Origin of the sequence: Pelosinus sp. UFO1 (assembly GCF_000725345.1) — a bacterium.
Classification (GTDB): domain Bacteria; phylum Bacillota; class Negativicutes; order DSM-13327; family DSM-13327; genus Pelosinus.
The window spans coordinates 3,023,075-3,040,852 of sequence record NZ_CP008852.1; the positions used below are offsets into that span (position 1 = coordinate 3,023,075).

Below are 17,778 nucleotides of genomic sequence, written 5' to 3' on the forward strand. Positions count from 1 at the left end.
CCTCCTTTTTCTGTTTAACTAGCTTACCATTGTAAAATCTAAACATTTAACAAATAATCGATCAAAGTTATCAATCGTTGCCAGCTCCAATACGGCGATATACTCAACAATTTTCCTACTCTCTAATCGAGAGGTTTGATTGAGAAGTAACTCTTGACTACCACTCTTGGAAGTATTGCCCAAAAATTCTATTTTTCCTCTGAACGCCTCAGGCAATAAGCCAATTTCAATTAAACTTTCCGGATTCAAGTGGTAACCGAAAGACCCAGCAATCAGCACCCTATCTACCTCTGCAGCTACTAACCCTTGGTAGTCAAGAAGGGCTTCAATCCCTCCACGTATAGCACCTTTAGCCAACTGTACTTGCCTTACATCTGGCTGGGAAAGGAATACTCCTTCCGCTACGGAAAAGACCATCTTTCCATTAACATTAGTCAGGAAAGTACTTAACTGCCCAGTGATATTCTTATTAAATTTTCCATTCTTACCGATAATTCTTCTTCTCACCATAGCAGCAACAATATCCAATAGACCGCTACCACATATCCCAACAGGTACCTGATCTGCAATACTTTTTACGATACTTTCACCCTCTGAAGTTAGGTCAAACCCCTCTACCGCCCCAGGGGCAGCCCGCATGCCGCAGGAAATATTCATTCCTTCAAAGGCTGGCCCAGCAGCAGTTGAAGTAGCAACAAGTTTTCCATTGGCAGCCAATACAATCTCTCCATTCGTTCCAATATCAATAAACAAGCTAGTACCTTCACTTTTAGACAAACGCGAGACAAGAATACCTGAAGTAATATCACCACCCACATAGGCGGAAATAATCGGTGGTAAATAAGCTTGTGCAATACCTGCAAGGCTAAATCCTAAATCACTCGCTGATAGAGCGTTTCCACCTCGGATAACCGGGGTATATGGATATTTACCGAGAGTGACTGGATTGGTGTTTGTGGCCAAATGCAACATGCAAGTATTTCCACTTAATACCAACTCATAGATATGATTAGAAGAAATGCCAGCCTCTATCGTCACTTGTGCAATCATCTGATTTAGTTCTTCAATAAGGAGTTGATTCATTTCGAATAGACCTTGTTCATTCGAAGCATATCTGATCCGAGATAATACATCTTGCGCCAATCGGCTTTGAGGATTAAGTGCTCCTGCTACTGCAAGTTCTTGACCTGTCAATAGATGAATCAGCGCAACAACAAGAGTCGTTGTTCCAATATCAATAGCCAAACCATAACTATCTTGTTCTGTATCACCTTGTTCGCTAGCAATGAATTGTTCATTGCGATAAACATTAGTTCTACCTGTCTCGGCAATATATTTTTTATTAATCACGCCGTCGATCTCTACAATTGACGCTAAACCCTCATGCTTGATTTGAAGATTCCCATTGTCCTGACGCTCAATAATTTCCACCGTTACATCATTCTGAACATTCGTGTTGCAGGCTAGCACCGTCTCTGGCTGTTCATCAAGTACCGATACTTTTACTTTACACTTACCGCATGTTCCATTGCCGTTACAGGGTGAATCTAGTATCACCCCTGCTTGCCTCGCAGCTGTCAAAATACTTTCACCAGCATGAACGATAATACTTGTCGTCTGCCCAGCGTGGTGAAATGTAACCTTCTTCATCATGTTATCCCTCCTTGACAGCATCAGTCATGGTCTTGATTAATTTTAATGAAGTCGATGTACTTAATCCACAAGCAGGGGAAATAATATCCACCCCATCCTTAACTAAACGACGAGTCTGACTAGCCACCTTTTCAGTTGTTCCAAATTGCAATAGATAGGTACTCACATTGCCCATAGTCGTAATCTTAGGAATATAGGCTTTGAGTTCTCGCAAGTTAACAACCGCATCCGTACTGATCGCATCCGCTCTAATTTCAGATATAAGAGAACGTACAGCATTCATATTTCCACAAATATGAAGCAATATAGGAATATTTTTTTCATGCACGGCATCAACAATGCGGTTAATATAACGAATGGCAAATTCTCGAAACATATTAGGCCCTAAGATTTCACCCGTAGCTGTCGGATCACTAATGGAAATAATTGTAGCGCCATTTGCAATCATTTGCTTAGCAAAACCAATTAATAGATCAGTAACATAATCTAATACCCTATGGCAATCTTTTGGTTTTTTTCGAAATTCTTTCAATAAGGACACTGGATCTACGAGGGAAGCCGCCGTACTAACAGGTCCAGTCAAGTTACCAATAATAGGTATATCAGGATAACGCTTGGCTAGTATCCCCACAGCTTCCACCACTGTTCCAATGCGTCCAGTACCTAACATTTCATTAACATCTCGCATTATGACTTCACTAGCAGTCAGAAAAACTTCTTTAGTAATTTTAGGCTCACAGGCTAATGTACCATAAGTGACTTCACTCCCCAAAATTTCAGCTTCAACCGTCATACAGAACGGGATTCCAATATTCTCAAACCCAGTTTGTTCATAGATAGCAGCAGCAAGGTCAGCCATTAATTGCGGATCACTGTGAGCTTCTGGCAAGGTATGACCTGAATTGTTCATAATCTCAACAGTAGCTGCGTTCATCATTCCCCCCGTACATATCACTGGTGGACGATCTACTTTATCTCCCCTTAGTACTGTAAGTAATCGTTCCTTAGGATTTATCACATTAAATCATCTCCTCTTTTAACTTATTTGCATATTGGAATAAAAAAATATAAAAAAAAGGCTAAAGAAACGGTCTATGCCGTATCTCTAGCCTTCAGTTCTTTGATCAGCTTTAACTCTATAATTTTGATGTAATTATATTATTTTTTACCATTCCTGTCAATCGCTAACAATGCTTTTTCGATTCGATTTAATGCTTCCAGCAATATACTTCGTTGCGTCGCAAGATTAATTCGAGCGAATCCTTCTCCCTGACTACCGAAATTTGCACCAGAATTCAAACCGACTTTTGCTGTATGCACAAGAAAATGCTCTAACTCTTTCGCATTAGTGAAATAGGCGCGAAAATCCAGCCATGCCAAATAAGTCCCTTCTGGCTTATTTACTTTAACTCTAGGTAGTCTTGTTTGGACAAAATCGACTAAAACATCCGCATTTTTTTCAAGATAGGAAAGTAGCGCATCTAGCCATGCATCACCTTCTTGATAAGCAACTTCCGTGGCAAGTACACCAAAGAGATTATTGCGGTTAATATGCAACCTATGCATCCACCTTTCAATCAGAGCACGTCGGCGCTGGCAAGGGACAATCATAAAAGAAAAGTTGAGCCCTGCGATATTGAAGGTTTTGCTAGCGGCCATAAAAGTGACACTTTGTTTACAAGCAGGCGTGCCAAGAGAAGCAAATACAGTATGCTTATGCCCAGAAAATACTAAATCATTATGTATTTCATCAGATAGCACATCCACCTTGTATTTTTGACATAGTTCATATATTTTTCTCAGTTCTTCTTCCTTCCACACACGTCCAACCGGATTATGAGGACTGCACAGTAACAGTAACTTATTTTTAGAGTTGGAAAGTTTTTCTTCTAAATCTTCAAAATCAATTTCATAACGACCATCTTTTAAAAGAAGAGGATTTAAAACAATTTCCCGATCATTATCTTTGATCGAGGCAAAAAATGGTGGATATACAGGAGGTTGAATGATAATACCATCACCAGGCTCTGATAGGGCAAGAATTGAAAGAGCAATGGACGGAACAACCCCAGGAGCAAGCAAAATCCAGTCCTTTTCAATTTGCCATCCATGGCGGCTCTTAACCCATTCGATAATAGACTGATAGAGTGATGATTCTTGCGTATTATACCCATATATGGGGTGACTAGCACGCTCATTTATTTTCCTAATCACTGCTTCAGGTGACGGGAAATCCATATCAGCAACCCATAGAGGCAATACGTCTTCACTGCCAAACACTTTTTCCAAGGAATCCCATTTAGAACAACCTGTAGCATGACGAGGTATTATTTGATCAAAGTTAAATGTTGTATTTTCTTTTGTCATTGTACGATATCCTCACTTATTTTTATAGTAAATAACCCAAATCAGACGAAATTCTGTTACGTCATTTAGTCTTTCTTCTGCCGTAGGCGATTGTAATAAGAATGTGCTGTATACAATGCTGCCACGGGATTGTGTCCTGTAACTCGATCTTTGGTAACCAGAGTGGTAACTAGTGCATCTGAGTATTTTGTAAACAAGGAATCATGTCCAACGCATAATCCAACCACTACGTTCAAGTCTGTTTTCTGGTAATTCAGGATGCGAGCTTGTAAGATAGGGTTACACATAGATTCATGAGTACCTGGTCTAATTTTATGTTCTTCTAGTATTCCAATTTCCGCCTTATCTACCGAACCCACTTTGCAAATAGCGCTATAAGAATCCAAACCTTTAGCCTTTAGAATTTCCGCAAAAATCTTGGCTTCTTCAATCAATCCAGCACAAGTAGCAATACCAATTTTTTTCGCATTAATACGATTAGCAAATTCAATAATTTCCTCGACTCTAGTTAGTTTTCCATAAAATAAGCCTTCTACTTGAGCTGATGCTCTAGCTACGACAGCGTCCTGTTCATCCCCTTGCAAATGAAACTTAATCTCTTCAATATCATCGGCAATAAGATGTCCTTCATTATCTTTCGTAGTTAAACAAAACCCTGGAAATTGTTTGCTTCTGCTTTTACAATTATAAATGCTACAATCTGTACAACTTAAGTGACTTAATTCTTTCTCTTTACTCATTATAATGCCTCCAATTAATTACTGTTATTATCAAAAAAAAAGCCGAAAATGTATAAAACATCTTCAGCCTTCAGTTTATCTGATCAACCAAAATAATGGACTTTATTATATTGTAGATATATATAACATTCTAAATATGCAAATGAGGCTGATTCAGGAAAATTTCATTTTTAATTTACCACATTACTATTTTAGTGTCAAGTTAAAGAATTAGGACGCTCCTTATTTTTCAAAAATTGATTACCGCACATATTTACTTAAGTAGCTAAAAAGAGAAAGAGACACTTAGACGATTTTTGTCTAAGTGTCTCTCTCAATTAAGATATTAAATATTTCTTGTGATAGTTAAATGACTGGTTAAAGTCATTCTAACGATTGCTGTAATAGATTTGACCATCTTTGTACAACGCCTGATTATCATCTGGACTAGGCCAGCTATGATTATGTCTATGCCAACCAAGTCTATAATTATGCCTATGATTATGTCTATCATTAAATCTAGTGTCAAATCTATTGCCATTGTTATACCTAGTATCATAGTGAGAACCGTTGTTATCTCTGGTATCATAACTAGCGCTAGTATTCCTGTTATCATACCTAGTATGATAGGTAACGTTGTTGTTATTCCGAGTATCGTATCGAGTGTCATAATGTGAGCCAGTATTATTTCTAGTATCATACCTGGTGTCATAGTTAGAATGACTAGTAACTACTGTTTGGTGATTAGGATTTGCTGATGCAAAGGTAGTCGCTGGAATTGCGGCTCCTGCTCCTGTTAATATAGCGGCACCTGCTAAAGCTGCAGCATAATGTTTATATTTACGACGGAGCATTTTTCTTTTCGATAATTTTCTTTCCATACATATCCTACCTCCTTTTTTTTTAGTTTTCCATAAAGTCACCTTGAGCATCCGTGGAAAATTAACCTATATAAGTTCAATTAAATTTTAATAGCAAAATTTTGAATCAGATCTTGGTTTCAACTTTAATAACTGCTGAAAATGCCTGCAAACTCCTCCATTACTTCCACTTTTGCATTGCATCATATAGGCTCTTTTTGTAAAGCCCTCTTAACTCTTTCCACTACTTCCTGCCAATCACCAAGCTTTCTTTGACGAAAAATTCTAATTGTCGGATACCAAGAACTATCCTCTCGATCCAATTGCCAACGCCAATCGGGATCAAATGGCAGAAGTAACCATGTTTTTTTTCCCATAGTCCCTGCTAAATGTGCCACAGCGGAATCAACAGTTATCACTAAATCAAGAGTTTCTATTAATCCTGCAGTTTCCATAAAATCAACAAGATCTCTTGAAAAATCAATTATATTGTATGGTGTTCCAATCAAATCTTCCGCTCTTAGTCCAACTTGTAAACTGACCCAACTAACTCGTGAAATACCAAATAATTTATGGAATACATCAAAAGGAATTGATCGTTTTGAATCGTTATGATGTCTAGGATTCCCAGCCCAAACCACTCCAACCCTGTACAACTTATCATTATCGATCTTTCTCAGAGCTTCACGCCAAGTTACCGAAGCTGTACGGCTAGCTGGTATATATGGAACAGTTTGAGGAATGGTTTCGTTGCAGGTATTAAAAATTACGGGTAGGCTAAGTAAGGAGCAGACATAATCATATTTCCCTTGCGGTAGACAATCGCCCGCATAAAGGGTCAAATTAGGATGCGCGGCCGCTAGCAAACGTTCCAATGGCTTTTGAACCCATAAAATTATTTTGGACGTCAATTTTTCTACCTTTTGCACATATCTAACAAATTGTATAGTATCTCCAAATCCATATTCCCAACATAGCAAAATACTGCGCCCAGTTAAATCTTCCCCAAGCCATTGCGGAATTTTCAGCTGCCGATATCTAGATCTTCTTCGTCGTGATTTTTCATATTTCCCCCACCCATTTGCAAATTCTCCACGTAGTAAATATAAATTTCCAAGGGAAAAATTTGCTTCAGTATAATCTGAACGTAATTCGACTGCTCTACAAAGTTGATCCTCTGCCTCGTCAAAACGTTTAATAAATCTCAAGAATGTTCCTAGATTATAATGCGCTTCTGGAGAATTGGGATTCAGTTCGATAGCTCTACGATATGCCCCTTCCGCTTCAACTAAGTGGCTATTTTCTTCTAAAGCAGTACCTAGGTTCGTGTAGATTATCGAATTATTGGGATTTAGTTCGACGGCTCTGAGAAAACATCCCTCCGCTTTCTGCAAATTACCAAGATCCATTAGGACTAGGCCTAAATTATTATAAGCATACGAATCATTAGAACTCAGTTCAATGGCTCGACAAAAACAAGCCTCTGCTTCAAGTAGTCGATTCGTATTTTTAAAAATCAAACCTAAGTTATTATAGGCCGGTGAATATTTGGGATTTAACTTTATAGCTGTACAAAAAGCCGTAACTGCGCTTTCCAAGTCCCCCTTCTTAATCAGCTTTATCCCTAAATTTAAATGCATTTCTGGTGTCATATACATTCTCCTTGCTACCTCTAAAAATAAATGCCAGATCCTGAACTATTTAGAAATTTGTTTTTATGTTCCCAAATCGTCTTACTCAATTACTGTAGATTTCGTTCCCCAAGTATACTCTATTTTTATTTAATTCTAATTATTTACTAACCTTTCTTTGTGTGATTATATCTTCAAAGATAGGATTCTTTTGAGTGAGATGTATAAATAGCGATTCTAAAACAATAAAGTAGAATAAAAAAAACATCCCATCAATTAAGGTGAGACGGCAACAATTCTAATTTTGTAAGTTTCATAACTTCAATTCAAACAGTAAGATTCTTTCCTATTTTTCAACGAAACTCAAAAAAAATTGCATTAACTACAATTAATGATGAATATGTCTAGAAGAGTTTTATGCTTAAAATGATAGTTTTTTGAGAGTGAGATAAAAGTGAGCAAAACAAAAAGGATTTAGCAAAAAGTGCTAAATCCTTGAATTTACTTTGGTGGAGATGAGCGGGATCGAACCGCTGACCTTCTGAATGCCATTCAGACGCGCTCCCAACTGCGCTACACCCCCATATTTCAGTTGTGTCAGCAGCAAAAATTTCCTGCCGACTGCACCTTATGGTAACATACGATAGACAAATTTTCAATATCTACCTAGTTGTGCGTTCAGGTACTTTTATAGTATATAACATAACAAGTAACCTTGCAAGTATATTTATGATTTTTTTGAGTATTCTTTAGTGACTTAGATACAAATAGTATACTCTTTAGTAACTTAATGGTAAATATATAAAAAGCAATGACAAGGCTATAAGACCCCACCATTGCTCTTATAAATACTAGAATTTATAAGTTACACCATAACCAATACCTTTAGAAGTCACATCATAATCAGCAGTACTACCACCATAGTTTACGTTATTAACTTTCATATTACGATAGTCAATATTGAAGTCTAGATTAGGAGCAATCTCTTGTGACACACCAATCTTCCAGTTAGTAATATCTGAAGCTACTGCAAAGGAAGCATAAGCAGTTGTTTTATCGGCGATCTTCGTACTACCAATTAATCCAAATTGCATTTTACTTTTATCTTCTGCTTGAAAACTAGCAGGACCACCAACAGTATAATCACCAGAAATGGACCCCTTTACCTTTAAAACCCCTGCATAAGCAGATACGTTTTTATCAATCTTATATAGTACATTAAACTCTTGCGTTTTTACTTCTACGTGTTCTTTGTCTCCATTACTAAAATTTTTGTCTTCTGTTTTAGCATTGAAGCCATTGTACTGGAGAGCAAACTTGCTACCTAAACCTGTTGTAATCCCCCAATCCAGCTTGGATTTTTTATCATAACTATTATTAATTCCTCCACCACTGACATCAATATCAGAACCTCTAAAACTTAAATCAATTGCAGTTTTACCCGCAGAGTAATCTGTTAGCGGTGCTGCGCTTACCCCACTACAGATCATAGTTGCTACAGCTGCTGCTGCAATCATTGCACTTTTCTTTATCATGTGAATTCCTCCAATTGTTATATTGAGAAATTTTCATAATTCATTTAAATTTCATAATACACAACTTGCAGTATTGCGTTTACTATTATTTAACTTAATTATAAGAACTTCCCATTTGTATATAATAAAGCATCTTAATGGCAATTTCTTCTACCAAAAGGTATATTTTTAATAAAAATTCAAACCTTTTTCAAAAAAATAACGAAAAGACCTAAAGGTTATTTATCTTTCGATCAAATTTATACGTTTTATCAAAATTTAGTATAGTCCATTCAAGCTGATCGTAATATAAACAGGCCCCATGCAATTCTGCATGAGGCCATAAATCTATAAATCTATAAATCTATAAATCTAAATATTCTAATGTATAAGCTTACTTCTACGAAGTTACATAATGTCAATAGGATAATAAGAATTTTCTTCTAATTACAAACACTTCTCATCTAAAATGCCTATCAATTGAGCAATTTCTGGTTTGGAAACTTGACCGTCCGCACCAATGGCTTCACCCTTGCGACGCATTTCTTCATTAATCAAAGAAGAGAAGATCACTACCGGTAATTTTGCTAACGCTCTATCTTCACGAACTTTTTTCAGCAGATGATGACCATCCATTTGAGGCATTTCAATGTCGGTAATAAGCATATGTACGTTTTCTTCAATGGGTACTCCTGATTCAGCTAATGCGTACAAAGCATCCCAAGCCTCTTTACCATTATTATAGGCAGTTACATTCAGATAACCCGACTCATGAAGGGTTTCAACTAATAAATCTCTTAGCATTTTAGAGTCTTCCGCTATGAAGATTTTTTTAGTTTTGCGTTGCTCTTTTGAAGCCTCTGTACTTTCAGGTAATGTAGTTAACTTAATGTTAATCTGAGGATTAATCTCAGCAACAATCTTTTCAAAATCTAGGAGGATAACTATTTTTTCTCCCATCTTAATGATCCCAACAACCATATCAGAGTTAGTAACATTCGGAGGTGGCTCCATAACTGACCAGGACACTCTATGGATACGGGATACCTCATTTACTAAAAAACCGATAAAATAATTATTTAATTCACTCACAATAATATTCTTAGTATTTGATCCTGAATCCTCAGCTCCTAAACAGCGAGGCAAATTAACAAGGGGCATCACCCTTCCACGCAATGTAAAGATACCATCGACGTAAGGGTGAGAATTTGGCATTTCGGTAATAGGAACTAAATTAATTACTTCCCGAACCTTTGCTACATTAATTCCATAATTGACCTTGCCAACTGTAAATTCTACAATTTCAAATTCATTTGTACCCGTTTCTAATAAAATTCCCTTTTTAGCATTTGCAGCATCGCTCATAGAAACGCCTCCAATTTTTTATATTGACTCACCGCAACGAACTTGCGACTGCCTATATTTTTTAATTATCTATTAACCTTAATTTTCTCGAAAAAACCAATAATTCCTTCTTTACAAAGGTCTTTTCGACAAATTTCCTCTAAAAAAAAGATTATTGTCATTTTTATTGACAATAATCTTATTCAAGACCTATTTCTCTGTATTATCTAATTCTCGAAGATATGTCCATCCTTCTCGCTGTTCTACATATCCTGTTTTAATTAGATTACCCAAGGCTCTTTTAAAGGCTGATTTACTAATATGAAACCTTTCCTTAATGATTTCAGGCGAAGTAGCATCACTATATGGCATTTTACCATTACGAGAATGCAAAAGGGATAGAATTGCATCGGCATCGGCACTAATTGCTTCGTGTTTTAAAGGACGCATAGAAACATTGATCCGTCCGTCTTCTCGAATATGCGTAATACGCGCCGTAATCTCATCTCCTACATTGGGCCTCGCTGTAATTTCACTTTTATGCATAAATGCAATATAACGTTCTTTTGTAAAGAGGAAGGCACCTTCCTCGTTGTAGTTGTAAACTGAACCTGTTACCATATCACCAATTTTAGCATCTGTTGCTGGAACAGAAGCAATTCTAAGTTCATCTTCTACTTCCATACTAACCGCAGGCCGTCCTGATTTGTCGATATAGAGTTTCACCCATACTTTGTCACCGCGCTTTAGATTACCGCGCATGCCAGCAAAAGGCATAAATACACCACGTTCGGCACCAATATCGACAAAAGCTCCATCACGAGTAGTATTAATTACAGTAACACGAGCTACTTGTCCCACTTGCATCTTAGGCAACTTTAGACTAGCAGTAAGCCGGCCCTTAGGATCAAGATACAAATAGACAGGAATTTCATCCCCAACCGCTACTGTTTCTGTTCCTTGCTGTTGTTTATGCAACAAAATATCATCGTTTGTATTACCAGTACCAGCGTCTAGAAATACGCCAAATTCACTGGCCCTAACTACTTTAAGTGTTACCACACTGCCAGGGGTTAGTTTACTTGTATTTTCTATTTCCATTCTAACTACCACCTATACCAACAGTATTTCGCCACATTAGGCTAAAACTGTCAGCAATTTATTCATTTTCATTTAATTGGCCTTGCGCCAGCTCGCCACTCCGTGCATTGCCCCACAGACGTTCCAAGTTATAATATTCCCGCTCTTCTTCCAAAAATACGTGGGCAATGCAAGTACCAAAGTCTAATAAGATCCAACGTCCTTGACGATGCCCTTCTTTGTGTAACATAGTTATCCCTTGTTTTTTTAATTCATCTTCAATATTATCAGCAATAGCCTGAACCTGGATCGTTGATTTCGCACTGCAAACTACATAAGAATCAGTAACAGAAGAAACCCCACCCACATCAAGAATTACAACATCTGTAGCTTTTTTATCCTCGGCAGCCACCACAATCTTTTCTGCTAAGGTCGTAGTTGTATCACTCATAAAATCCTCCTATTTTTTCAAATAAATTATCATCCTTATTATTGTCCCCATTTTTTAATTGGGATTTACTGAAGTAGAAAATATTCCACTCATTTTAGCATCCTCATTAACAAACATACGGTCTACCAATTGTTTTGTCTGCTCTTGATTATGACTCCAGAAACTGATCCCATCAATTGTAGCGAAATTTCCTGGCAGCATGTCCGCATGCAAATCACCAGTCTTATATGACTTAAGAACGTTTGCCAGCTTTATCATTTTAAAGGTAGTTAGATCTGTTGTTACATATTGCCCCATAGTATGTAGTAAGGAAGGTACTTTTAAAATTGTACTTGCGCGCATTGTCCTTTCCATCATAGCTTTTAAAAAACGCTGTTGGCGCTGTACGCGACCAATATCACCTAATTCATCACTGCGAAATCGAACGTACTGTCCCGCCTTATTACCATCTAAATGTTGGTACCCTTTTTTAAGATGAATTGCTAAATTGGCATAAGGATCTTCATAATTCATATCAGTTTCCACATAAAGATCAACCCCACCTAGTATATCAACCACTTTTATAAAGGCCTGCCAATCAATGACCACGTAATAATGGACGGGAACTTGCAATAGTTGCTCAACCGTAGTAATGGCCAAGGAGGAACCACCATAGAAAAAGGCATGGGTAATTTTTTCTGCCCCCTTATGTCCAGGAATCGTAACTCGAGTATCCCGGGGAATGGATAATAAACTTACAGCTCCATTTTCCTGATTCACACTAGCTAAAATCATAGTATCGGATCGTTGTGGCGCATCGGGGTACTCATTATCACCTTCGTCAACACCCATTAGCAATATATTGATGTATTTACCAGTGGCCTCTGGCTTCTTACTGGTTTCAACATGGTTACTGGCAACGGGTACAGAAGAAAATCTTTGGTAAGCATATACTGCGGCCCAAGATAAAGATGCCAAAAAGGATACTAATATAAACAATAGCAAGTACAATCTTTTCCAACGTATTTTGCGACGCTGAGGACGCAGCTCTGACATGCGTTTTCCTCCTCTCTAGAGCATAACCTAAAGAATTTCTAAATAGTGCGTAACATTTTCAGGAAACTCAATCTATATTAAGTCTTCTTTGTCAGTAGTTCATTCCGTGCTTCAATTGTAGCTGGATGCAGTAGTCCGCCTCGTTCCAAAATATACTGTATGCTTTGATCCAATGTCATTAGTAATGCCTTGTCCAAATCAATGCGAGCTATCGCTCTAAGTTCTTCCAACTCTCCAAACTGACGACCTGGCTCAATCGCATCTGCCACATAAATAATTTTATCTAACAAAGACATGTGAAGTCCGCCAATCGTATGCAAACGAATCGCTTGAAAAATTTCAGCATCATCAATACAAAAATTAGACTGAGCTAACTTCGCGGCAATAGAAGCATGCAGCAGAATTGGCTCCGCTCTTTCTATATCACTCATTACTATACCAAAGGCCTCAGCTCTTGACAAGAGTTCATCCACTGGTATCTCCCGCGCTACATCATGCAAAAGACCTGCTACCCTAGCCTTGCCTCTGTCACAGCCAAAGATTCCTGCTAATTCTTCCGCTGTTTCGCTTACACCAATTGAGTGCCGCAATCTTTTGGGCGTTAAGATTTTTGATAATTGGGCTATCATCTGTTCATAATCCATTTTTTCACCACAGTATTTTTATATTTAGAACCATTCTTTCCCCAAACACCTAATTATATGTAATATAGTAAAATTCGTCAAATTATATCATTTTCCTGCTAACAAAAAATAAAAGCCTTCATCAGAAGGCTTATTTGTTACTTATTGTTCTCGTGGTCTGGCCTCATTGACTACCAGTTGTCTTCCTCCAAATTCACTACCATTCATCATAGAAACCATTTTTTCAGCATCATTGTCATCTACTTCTACAAATCCAAATCCTCTAGAGCGACCTGTTTCTTTATCTGTAATTATACGACTGGAGACTACATTACCATGTTCTCGAAAAGCATCTGCTAAATCGCTATCATTCGTTGACCAGGGCAGGTTGCCCACATAGAGTGTTTTTGACATTTGGAAATTCACCTTTCTTTTGCTAATTTATAAAGATCTTTCTACTAACATTATGGTACGAATGGCTAGTATTTATGCCTAACTTTATTTGCCAAAAGGAAGGATAGTCTCCACTACTTACCTGGCTAAAGTCTTTTATATAAATTTTCTTTTATAATATAGTTTTCTACGCTTTCAGGGACGATATATTTAATAGATCTCCCTTGACGTACTCGTTCACGTATATCAGTCGAAGATATCTCTAGCTCTGGCGTCTCTAATGAGTGAATACGCTGACAACCCTTCACGCCAAAATGCTTAATAATATCTTCTAATGTATAACTACACCCTGGACGGGTAGCTGCAATAAAATGACATACCTCCAAAAGCCGATCCACGTCTTTCCACGTTGATAACTCCTGAACTGCATCAGAGCCGGTAATAAAATAAAACTCTGTGTTATTTCCATATTGTTCGATTAATTCCAATACCGTATCAATGGTATAAGAAAGCCCTGGTCTTTCTAGCTCGATGGGCGATACAAAAAAGTGAGGATTGGAGTAAGTGGCCATTACAGCCATCATATAGCGATGTAGTGCCGTTTCCACTTGAAAATGTTGTTTGTGAGGTGGATTAGCTGCAGGAATAAATAAAACCCTCTCAAGATCATATTCAACACGTACAGCTTCCGCTATAACCAAGTGCCCCGTATGAATAGGGTCAAAGGTACCACCCATTATACCTATCTTACGTTTCGTGTCTGCCATTACTATTTCTCCCTGTGATATAAAGATTCTTGTCTCATTATATCATACAAAAAAAGGACAAGAGTACACTATTTTCCTATAACTTAGCTTGTACCGAACCATCTTGCCCTCACATATAATCAGCGATGAATATAACTTTTGATTACCAATTAAAACCCACAGTATAGTTACAGAAATGTATTAACCAAGATTCGAATACCAACCATAACTGCAGCCATAATCATAATAGCTCTAATATAATCCAAACAATCATGCTTACCTTTGTCAGTCTTTAAATAATTCACTAAAGAATTAAAGTATCCCATCATTTTTCTCCTCACAATTAGGGTAAAGATATTTTACCACAAAATACCTATATTTTATTCATACCGCAAGGCATCAATAGGAACTAGCACTGACCTGCATACCGGGCACCTCCAAATTGTGTTATGAAGCATCCTTTACAATACAATTGTATAGCTTTCTGATTAAACAAGCAATTGGATATTTGTAAAAGAACAGTGATGTATAGGATACATAAGAAAAGACTTGGCTTAGGCCAAGTCCTCAGACGCAGGCAGAAGCCTTAGTCGTTCTTACTTGGAATCAAGGAAGTGTTATACTTTCTGATTCCGCAAAAAAAGGCAGCCATCTCTGGCTGCCTAAAAAATTACATCTTGGTTAACTAAACTAGTTTTAGCCAATAAATTCTTGGCTGATCATTAGACCGTACGGTCCACCCTTGATAATACCAATACCAATTTTTGTGTAATTCGGGCTTAGAATATTACTACGGTGCCCTGGAGAATTCATTAATGCAGTATGGGCAGCTCCTACTGTCCAATTTCCGGCGATGTTTTCACCAGCCGTATTAAAAGTAATTCCTTGCGCTTTCATTAAGTCAAAAGGAGAGCCATATTTTGCCGATATGTGACTAAAATAGTGATTGTCAATCATATCCTGGCTCTTCATTCTACCAACTTTAACTAATTGCATGTCTACTTGTAAAGGTTTGACCCCGTTTTTCACACGCTCTTGATTAACAAGAGTTATCATTTGTTGCTCTTCGGCGGTCAATCCTGCCGGTAAACTAGTTGGATTGCTCGTCGGAGCGGGAGTTGGGACAGGAGTTGGTGCCGGTGTAGGTTTCGGAGTCGGTGCTGGACTTGGAGTCGGCGTCGGTGTAGGTTTCGGGGTCGGTGCTGGACTTGGAGTCGGAACCGGTATCGGTTGCTTATTAATTACCCACGTAAATTGTGTCGGAGAATTGCTGGCAACGCTTGTGCCATAAGTAGTACCTTGTACCCCATTTATAGTATAGGTTACGACAGGGGTAGCGGCAAATGCGGGTAAGGAACACGCTGTCAGGACTGCTGTAGTTAAACCTGTTAGAACTAAACCACGTAAATTTTTAATAATGTATTCCTCCTTTTACTAGTACGAATATACCTTCCGGCACTGCCATTGTAATACTTCTTAATATATTTTGCATCTCTGATATTCCGCCATCACCCCGATAAAATACATAGTAACGTCCTAAATCATCAGTTATTCTTTATTATGTAAACTATATCACCCCAATGGTAAGAGTTAGAAATCGGATAAAAATTATATAGATTACTAAATTCCCCAACAATGTTACACCTTATAACCCACTATGCCATAGACAAGTCCAATGTTGCTCTATAGTTCTGACAAAATTTTTGGATAGAAAAGCACATTTTTTAGCCAAAAACATACTATGTACTAAGAACATAACGTTCTAATCGCCACCAACATCGAAATAATAATTGCACTTACCAGGGAGGGATGCTAATAACCATAATGGATTACCTTGAGATAAAATAGCAAAAATTTAGAGGAGGCTTTATAATGATAGACAGTAAATATTTCGAAATTCCAGATTTTTGTAGTCTCACCAGACAAGAGGAAAACGAGCCCTGTAATGATTGTCTGAACACTTTTGCCGTCTGCGGTCCCGCCTTCGGAACCGATCTTATCCCAGTCAATCCCACACCTGAATGCGTGTGCCATGACATTTGTGTCGAAGAAGTACGCTTTATTAGTAGCGCAAACGCAACAGCTTGTATTGCCTTTCCTGGCGTTAACCCATGCCGGTTAGGTGGCGTACAATTACCAACACTTACGGCAAATGACCATTGCGATGTTTTCGTTATTTGTGCGGATGAAAGTATTACTGACAATTGTACAACAATTACTGTACGAATAGGGCTTTTGATCGTCTGCACTACCACTGCCGGTGTTCCAGTTCCATTTGTCACAACCATTACGTTAGTCTTCCCTGGCACCAGTTTCATACCTTTCCCTGATTGCACCACTGGTCCACTCAATGCTGTACAATTCCAAGAAGCTCTGGAAATCATTGATGGTTCCTGCACCGTAATTCAGTTAAATGCAACTACGAATGCAACTGGAACTCAAATCAATATTGCTGGTAAAGTTATCGAAAAATTGTGGAAACACGAAAATCTATGGGTAGTCGGTCTGCGGCCTTTCGATTTAAGCCCTAACGATGTAGCGATAAATGGTTTTGTTTCCTTCACCATTAGCCAGGAGCTACAACCCATCAATTCGTGCGCTAGTTTCCCATGTCCATTCTAAAGAGAGGAGAAGAGCAGACCAATCTGGTCTGCTCTTTTTTGCGGAACCAGAAAGTGCTATACTTTCTTGATTCCAAGTAAGAACGACTAAGGCTTTTCTTATAAATCAGAAAAATATATGTTTTTCCGATTTACATAACAATGACTACGGCTTCTCTTCTCTTGCACAACCAGATACGCTAACTACGGTCATTCGGATTTGGGTATGCCTGATGAATTAATAAGCCCCTCTAGCCGCTGTAGCTTCGCCTCCACAATCTGGAGACGGGTCGTCAATCCTGTCACAGCAGCCTGCCCATTGTCAGCTACCGGAGTTGCTCGTTCCCACATTCGACTCTTACTAGCTTCTGCTGATTTACTAGCCACTCCTCTGCGCAATTGCTCTACAGCAGTCATATCAGGTAAAATATATACTTTTTGTTCCCCGTTTTCAAATGCCAAGTTTTCCTCACTTAACAGTTGTTCACCAGCAGTATTGCCTATTAAAGCCTGGAGACGGGTATTCATTTCTAGCAGCATCTCATCTTGCTGCTGGTCATCCCTGCCTGAATCCAATTTACGCAATAATCGCTGCTGACTAAGGCCTCCCTTTCCTCCGGGCGAAAGATTCCGGATAAGTTGATCTACAGCCTCTGCATCGTTTAACACATACACTTTTTGCTCGTCATTCTGACAGGCAAGATATTCTTCGCTCAGGTCTTTTTTTTCTGTCATAAATTTCAACCTCCTTTTTTATACAAG

General features: G+C 38.2%; 19 protein-coding genes and 1 tRNA gene. 2 read left to right on the forward strand and 18 right to left on the reverse strand.

The genetic code is table 11. The features are described 5' to 3' along the window. Positions 1 to 18: 18 nt before the first annotated feature. The 17 genes from UFO1_RS14365 to UFO1_RS25580 form a co-directional block, all read right to left on the reverse strand. Positions 19 to 1,653: an ASKHA domain-containing protein gene (locus UFO1_RS14365; RefSeq protein WP_236639203.1), complete on the reverse strand. Its 1,635-nt coding sequence runs from the start codon at positions 1,651 to 1,653 to the stop codon at positions 19 to 21. Position 1,654: 1 nt separating this feature from the next. Continuing rightward, positions 1,655 to 2,671 carry an MtaA/CmuA family methyltransferase gene (locus UFO1_RS14370; RefSeq protein WP_038671869.1) on the reverse strand — a complete coding sequence of 339 codons (1,017 nt, stop codon included), beginning with the start codon at positions 2,669 to 2,671 and terminating at the stop codon, positions 1,655 to 1,657. Between the two features lie 140 nt (positions 2,672 to 2,811). Continuing rightward, complete coding sequence (locus UFO1_RS14375) at positions 2,812 to 4,020, reverse strand: MalY/PatB family protein (RefSeq protein ID WP_038671870.1); 1,209 nt, start codon at positions 4,018 to 4,020, stop codon at positions 2,812 to 2,814. Positions 4,021 to 4,085: 65 nt separating this feature from the next. Further along, complete coding sequence (locus tag UFO1_RS14380; protein WP_038671877.1) at positions 4,086 to 4,760, reverse strand: DUF1847 domain-containing protein; 675 nt, start codon at positions 4,758 to 4,760, stop codon at positions 4,086 to 4,088. A gap of 368 nt (positions 4,761 to 5,128) precedes the next feature. Continuing rightward, the gene (locus tag UFO1_RS14385) at positions 5,129 to 5,620 is read right to left on the reverse strand and encodes a hypothetical protein (protein ID WP_051788950.1); all 492 of its coding nucleotides are present in this window, start codon (positions 5,618 to 5,620) and stop codon (positions 5,129 to 5,131) included. A gap of 182 nt (positions 5,621 to 5,802) precedes the next feature. After that, positions 5,803 to 7,251, reverse strand: coding sequence for a tetratricopeptide repeat protein (locus UFO1_RS14390; RefSeq protein WP_051788951.1), 1,449 nt, complete (start codon positions 7,249 to 7,251; stop codon positions 5,803 to 5,805). A gap of 486 nt (positions 7,252 to 7,737) precedes the next feature. Next, positions 7,738 to 7,813: transfer RNA gene (locus tag UFO1_RS14395), tRNA-Ala, on the reverse strand. A gap of 268 nt (positions 7,814 to 8,081) precedes the next feature. After that, positions 8,082 to 8,765: a hypothetical protein gene (locus tag UFO1_RS14400; protein ID WP_038671880.1), complete on the reverse strand. Its 684-nt coding sequence runs from the start codon at positions 8,763 to 8,765 to the stop codon at positions 8,082 to 8,084. 426 nt (positions 8,766 to 9,191) lie between these two features. Next, positions 9,192 to 10,109, reverse strand: a complete 918-nt coding sequence (locus UFO1_RS14405; RefSeq protein ID WP_038671882.1) for a chemotaxis protein — start codon at positions 10,107 to 10,109, stop codon at positions 9,192 to 9,194. A gap of 189 nt (positions 10,110 to 10,298) precedes the next feature. Then, positions 10,299 to 11,183, reverse strand: a complete 885-nt coding sequence (locus UFO1_RS14410; RefSeq protein WP_038675236.1) for a S1 RNA-binding domain-containing protein — start codon at positions 11,181 to 11,183, stop codon at positions 10,299 to 10,301. Between the two features lie 64 nt (positions 11,184 to 11,247). After that, entirely contained in the window at positions 11,248 to 11,619 is a 372-nt protein-coding gene (rsfS, locus tag UFO1_RS14415; protein ID WP_038671884.1) for a ribosome silencing factor, read from the reverse strand. A gap of 54 nt (positions 11,620 to 11,673) precedes the next feature. Beyond that, positions 11,674 to 12,654, reverse strand: coding sequence for an LCP family protein (locus UFO1_RS14420; RefSeq protein ID WP_038671886.1), 981 nt, complete (start codon positions 12,652 to 12,654; stop codon positions 11,674 to 11,676). Positions 12,655 to 12,731: 77 nt separating this feature from the next. After that, on the reverse strand, positions 12,732 to 13,298 hold the full coding sequence (gene yqeK, locus UFO1_RS14425; RefSeq protein WP_038671888.1) for a bis(5'-nucleosyl)-tetraphosphatase (symmetrical) YqeK: 567 nt from the start codon (positions 13,296 to 13,298) through the stop codon (positions 12,732 to 12,734). Between the two features lie 141 nt (positions 13,299 to 13,439). Then, positions 13,440 to 13,691, reverse strand: coding sequence for an RNA-binding protein (locus UFO1_RS14430; protein WP_038671890.1), 252 nt, complete (start codon positions 13,689 to 13,691; stop codon positions 13,440 to 13,442). A 125-nt stretch (positions 13,692 to 13,816) separates the two neighbouring features. Next, positions 13,817 to 14,437, reverse strand: a complete 621-nt coding sequence (gene nadD / locus UFO1_RS14435) for a nicotinate-nucleotide adenylyltransferase (RefSeq protein WP_038671893.1) — start codon at positions 14,435 to 14,437, stop codon at positions 13,817 to 13,819. 167 nt (positions 14,438 to 14,604) lie between these two features. After that, positions 14,605 to 14,745: a hypothetical protein gene (locus UFO1_RS25275; RefSeq protein ID WP_158442832.1), complete on the reverse strand. Its 141-nt coding sequence runs from the start codon at positions 14,743 to 14,745 to the stop codon at positions 14,605 to 14,607. A gap of 367 nt (positions 14,746 to 15,112) precedes the next feature. Then, on the reverse strand, positions 15,113 to 15,493 hold the full coding sequence (locus UFO1_RS25580) for a CAP domain-containing protein (RefSeq protein WP_071842024.1): 381 nt from the start codon (positions 15,491 to 15,493) through the stop codon (positions 15,113 to 15,115). A gap of 22 nt (positions 15,494 to 15,515) precedes the next feature. Here UFO1_RS25580 and UFO1_RS25585 point away from each other — a divergent pair, with 22 nt between their 5' ends. Both UFO1_RS25585 and UFO1_RS14445 read left to right on the forward strand, forming a co-directional pair. Beyond that, positions 15,516 to 15,707 (forward strand): hypothetical protein, encoded by a 192-nt coding sequence (locus tag UFO1_RS25585; protein WP_201771023.1) that lies wholly within the window; start codon positions 15,516 to 15,518, stop codon positions 15,705 to 15,707. Between the two features lie 734 nt (positions 15,708 to 16,441). Continuing rightward, a complete protein-coding gene (locus tag UFO1_RS14445) occupies positions 16,442 to 17,038 on the forward strand; it encodes a hypothetical protein (protein ID WP_236639204.1) in 597 nt (198 codons plus the stop codon). Between the two features lie 188 nt (positions 17,039 to 17,226). On the opposite strand, the gene UFO1_RS14450 is transcribed toward UFO1_RS14445, so the two are convergent. Next, positions 17,227 to 17,751 carry a hypothetical protein gene (locus UFO1_RS14450; protein WP_038671898.1) on the reverse strand — a complete coding sequence of 175 codons (525 nt, stop codon included), beginning with the start codon at positions 17,749 to 17,751 and terminating at the stop codon, positions 17,227 to 17,229. Positions 17,752 to 17,778: the final 27 nt, after the last annotated feature.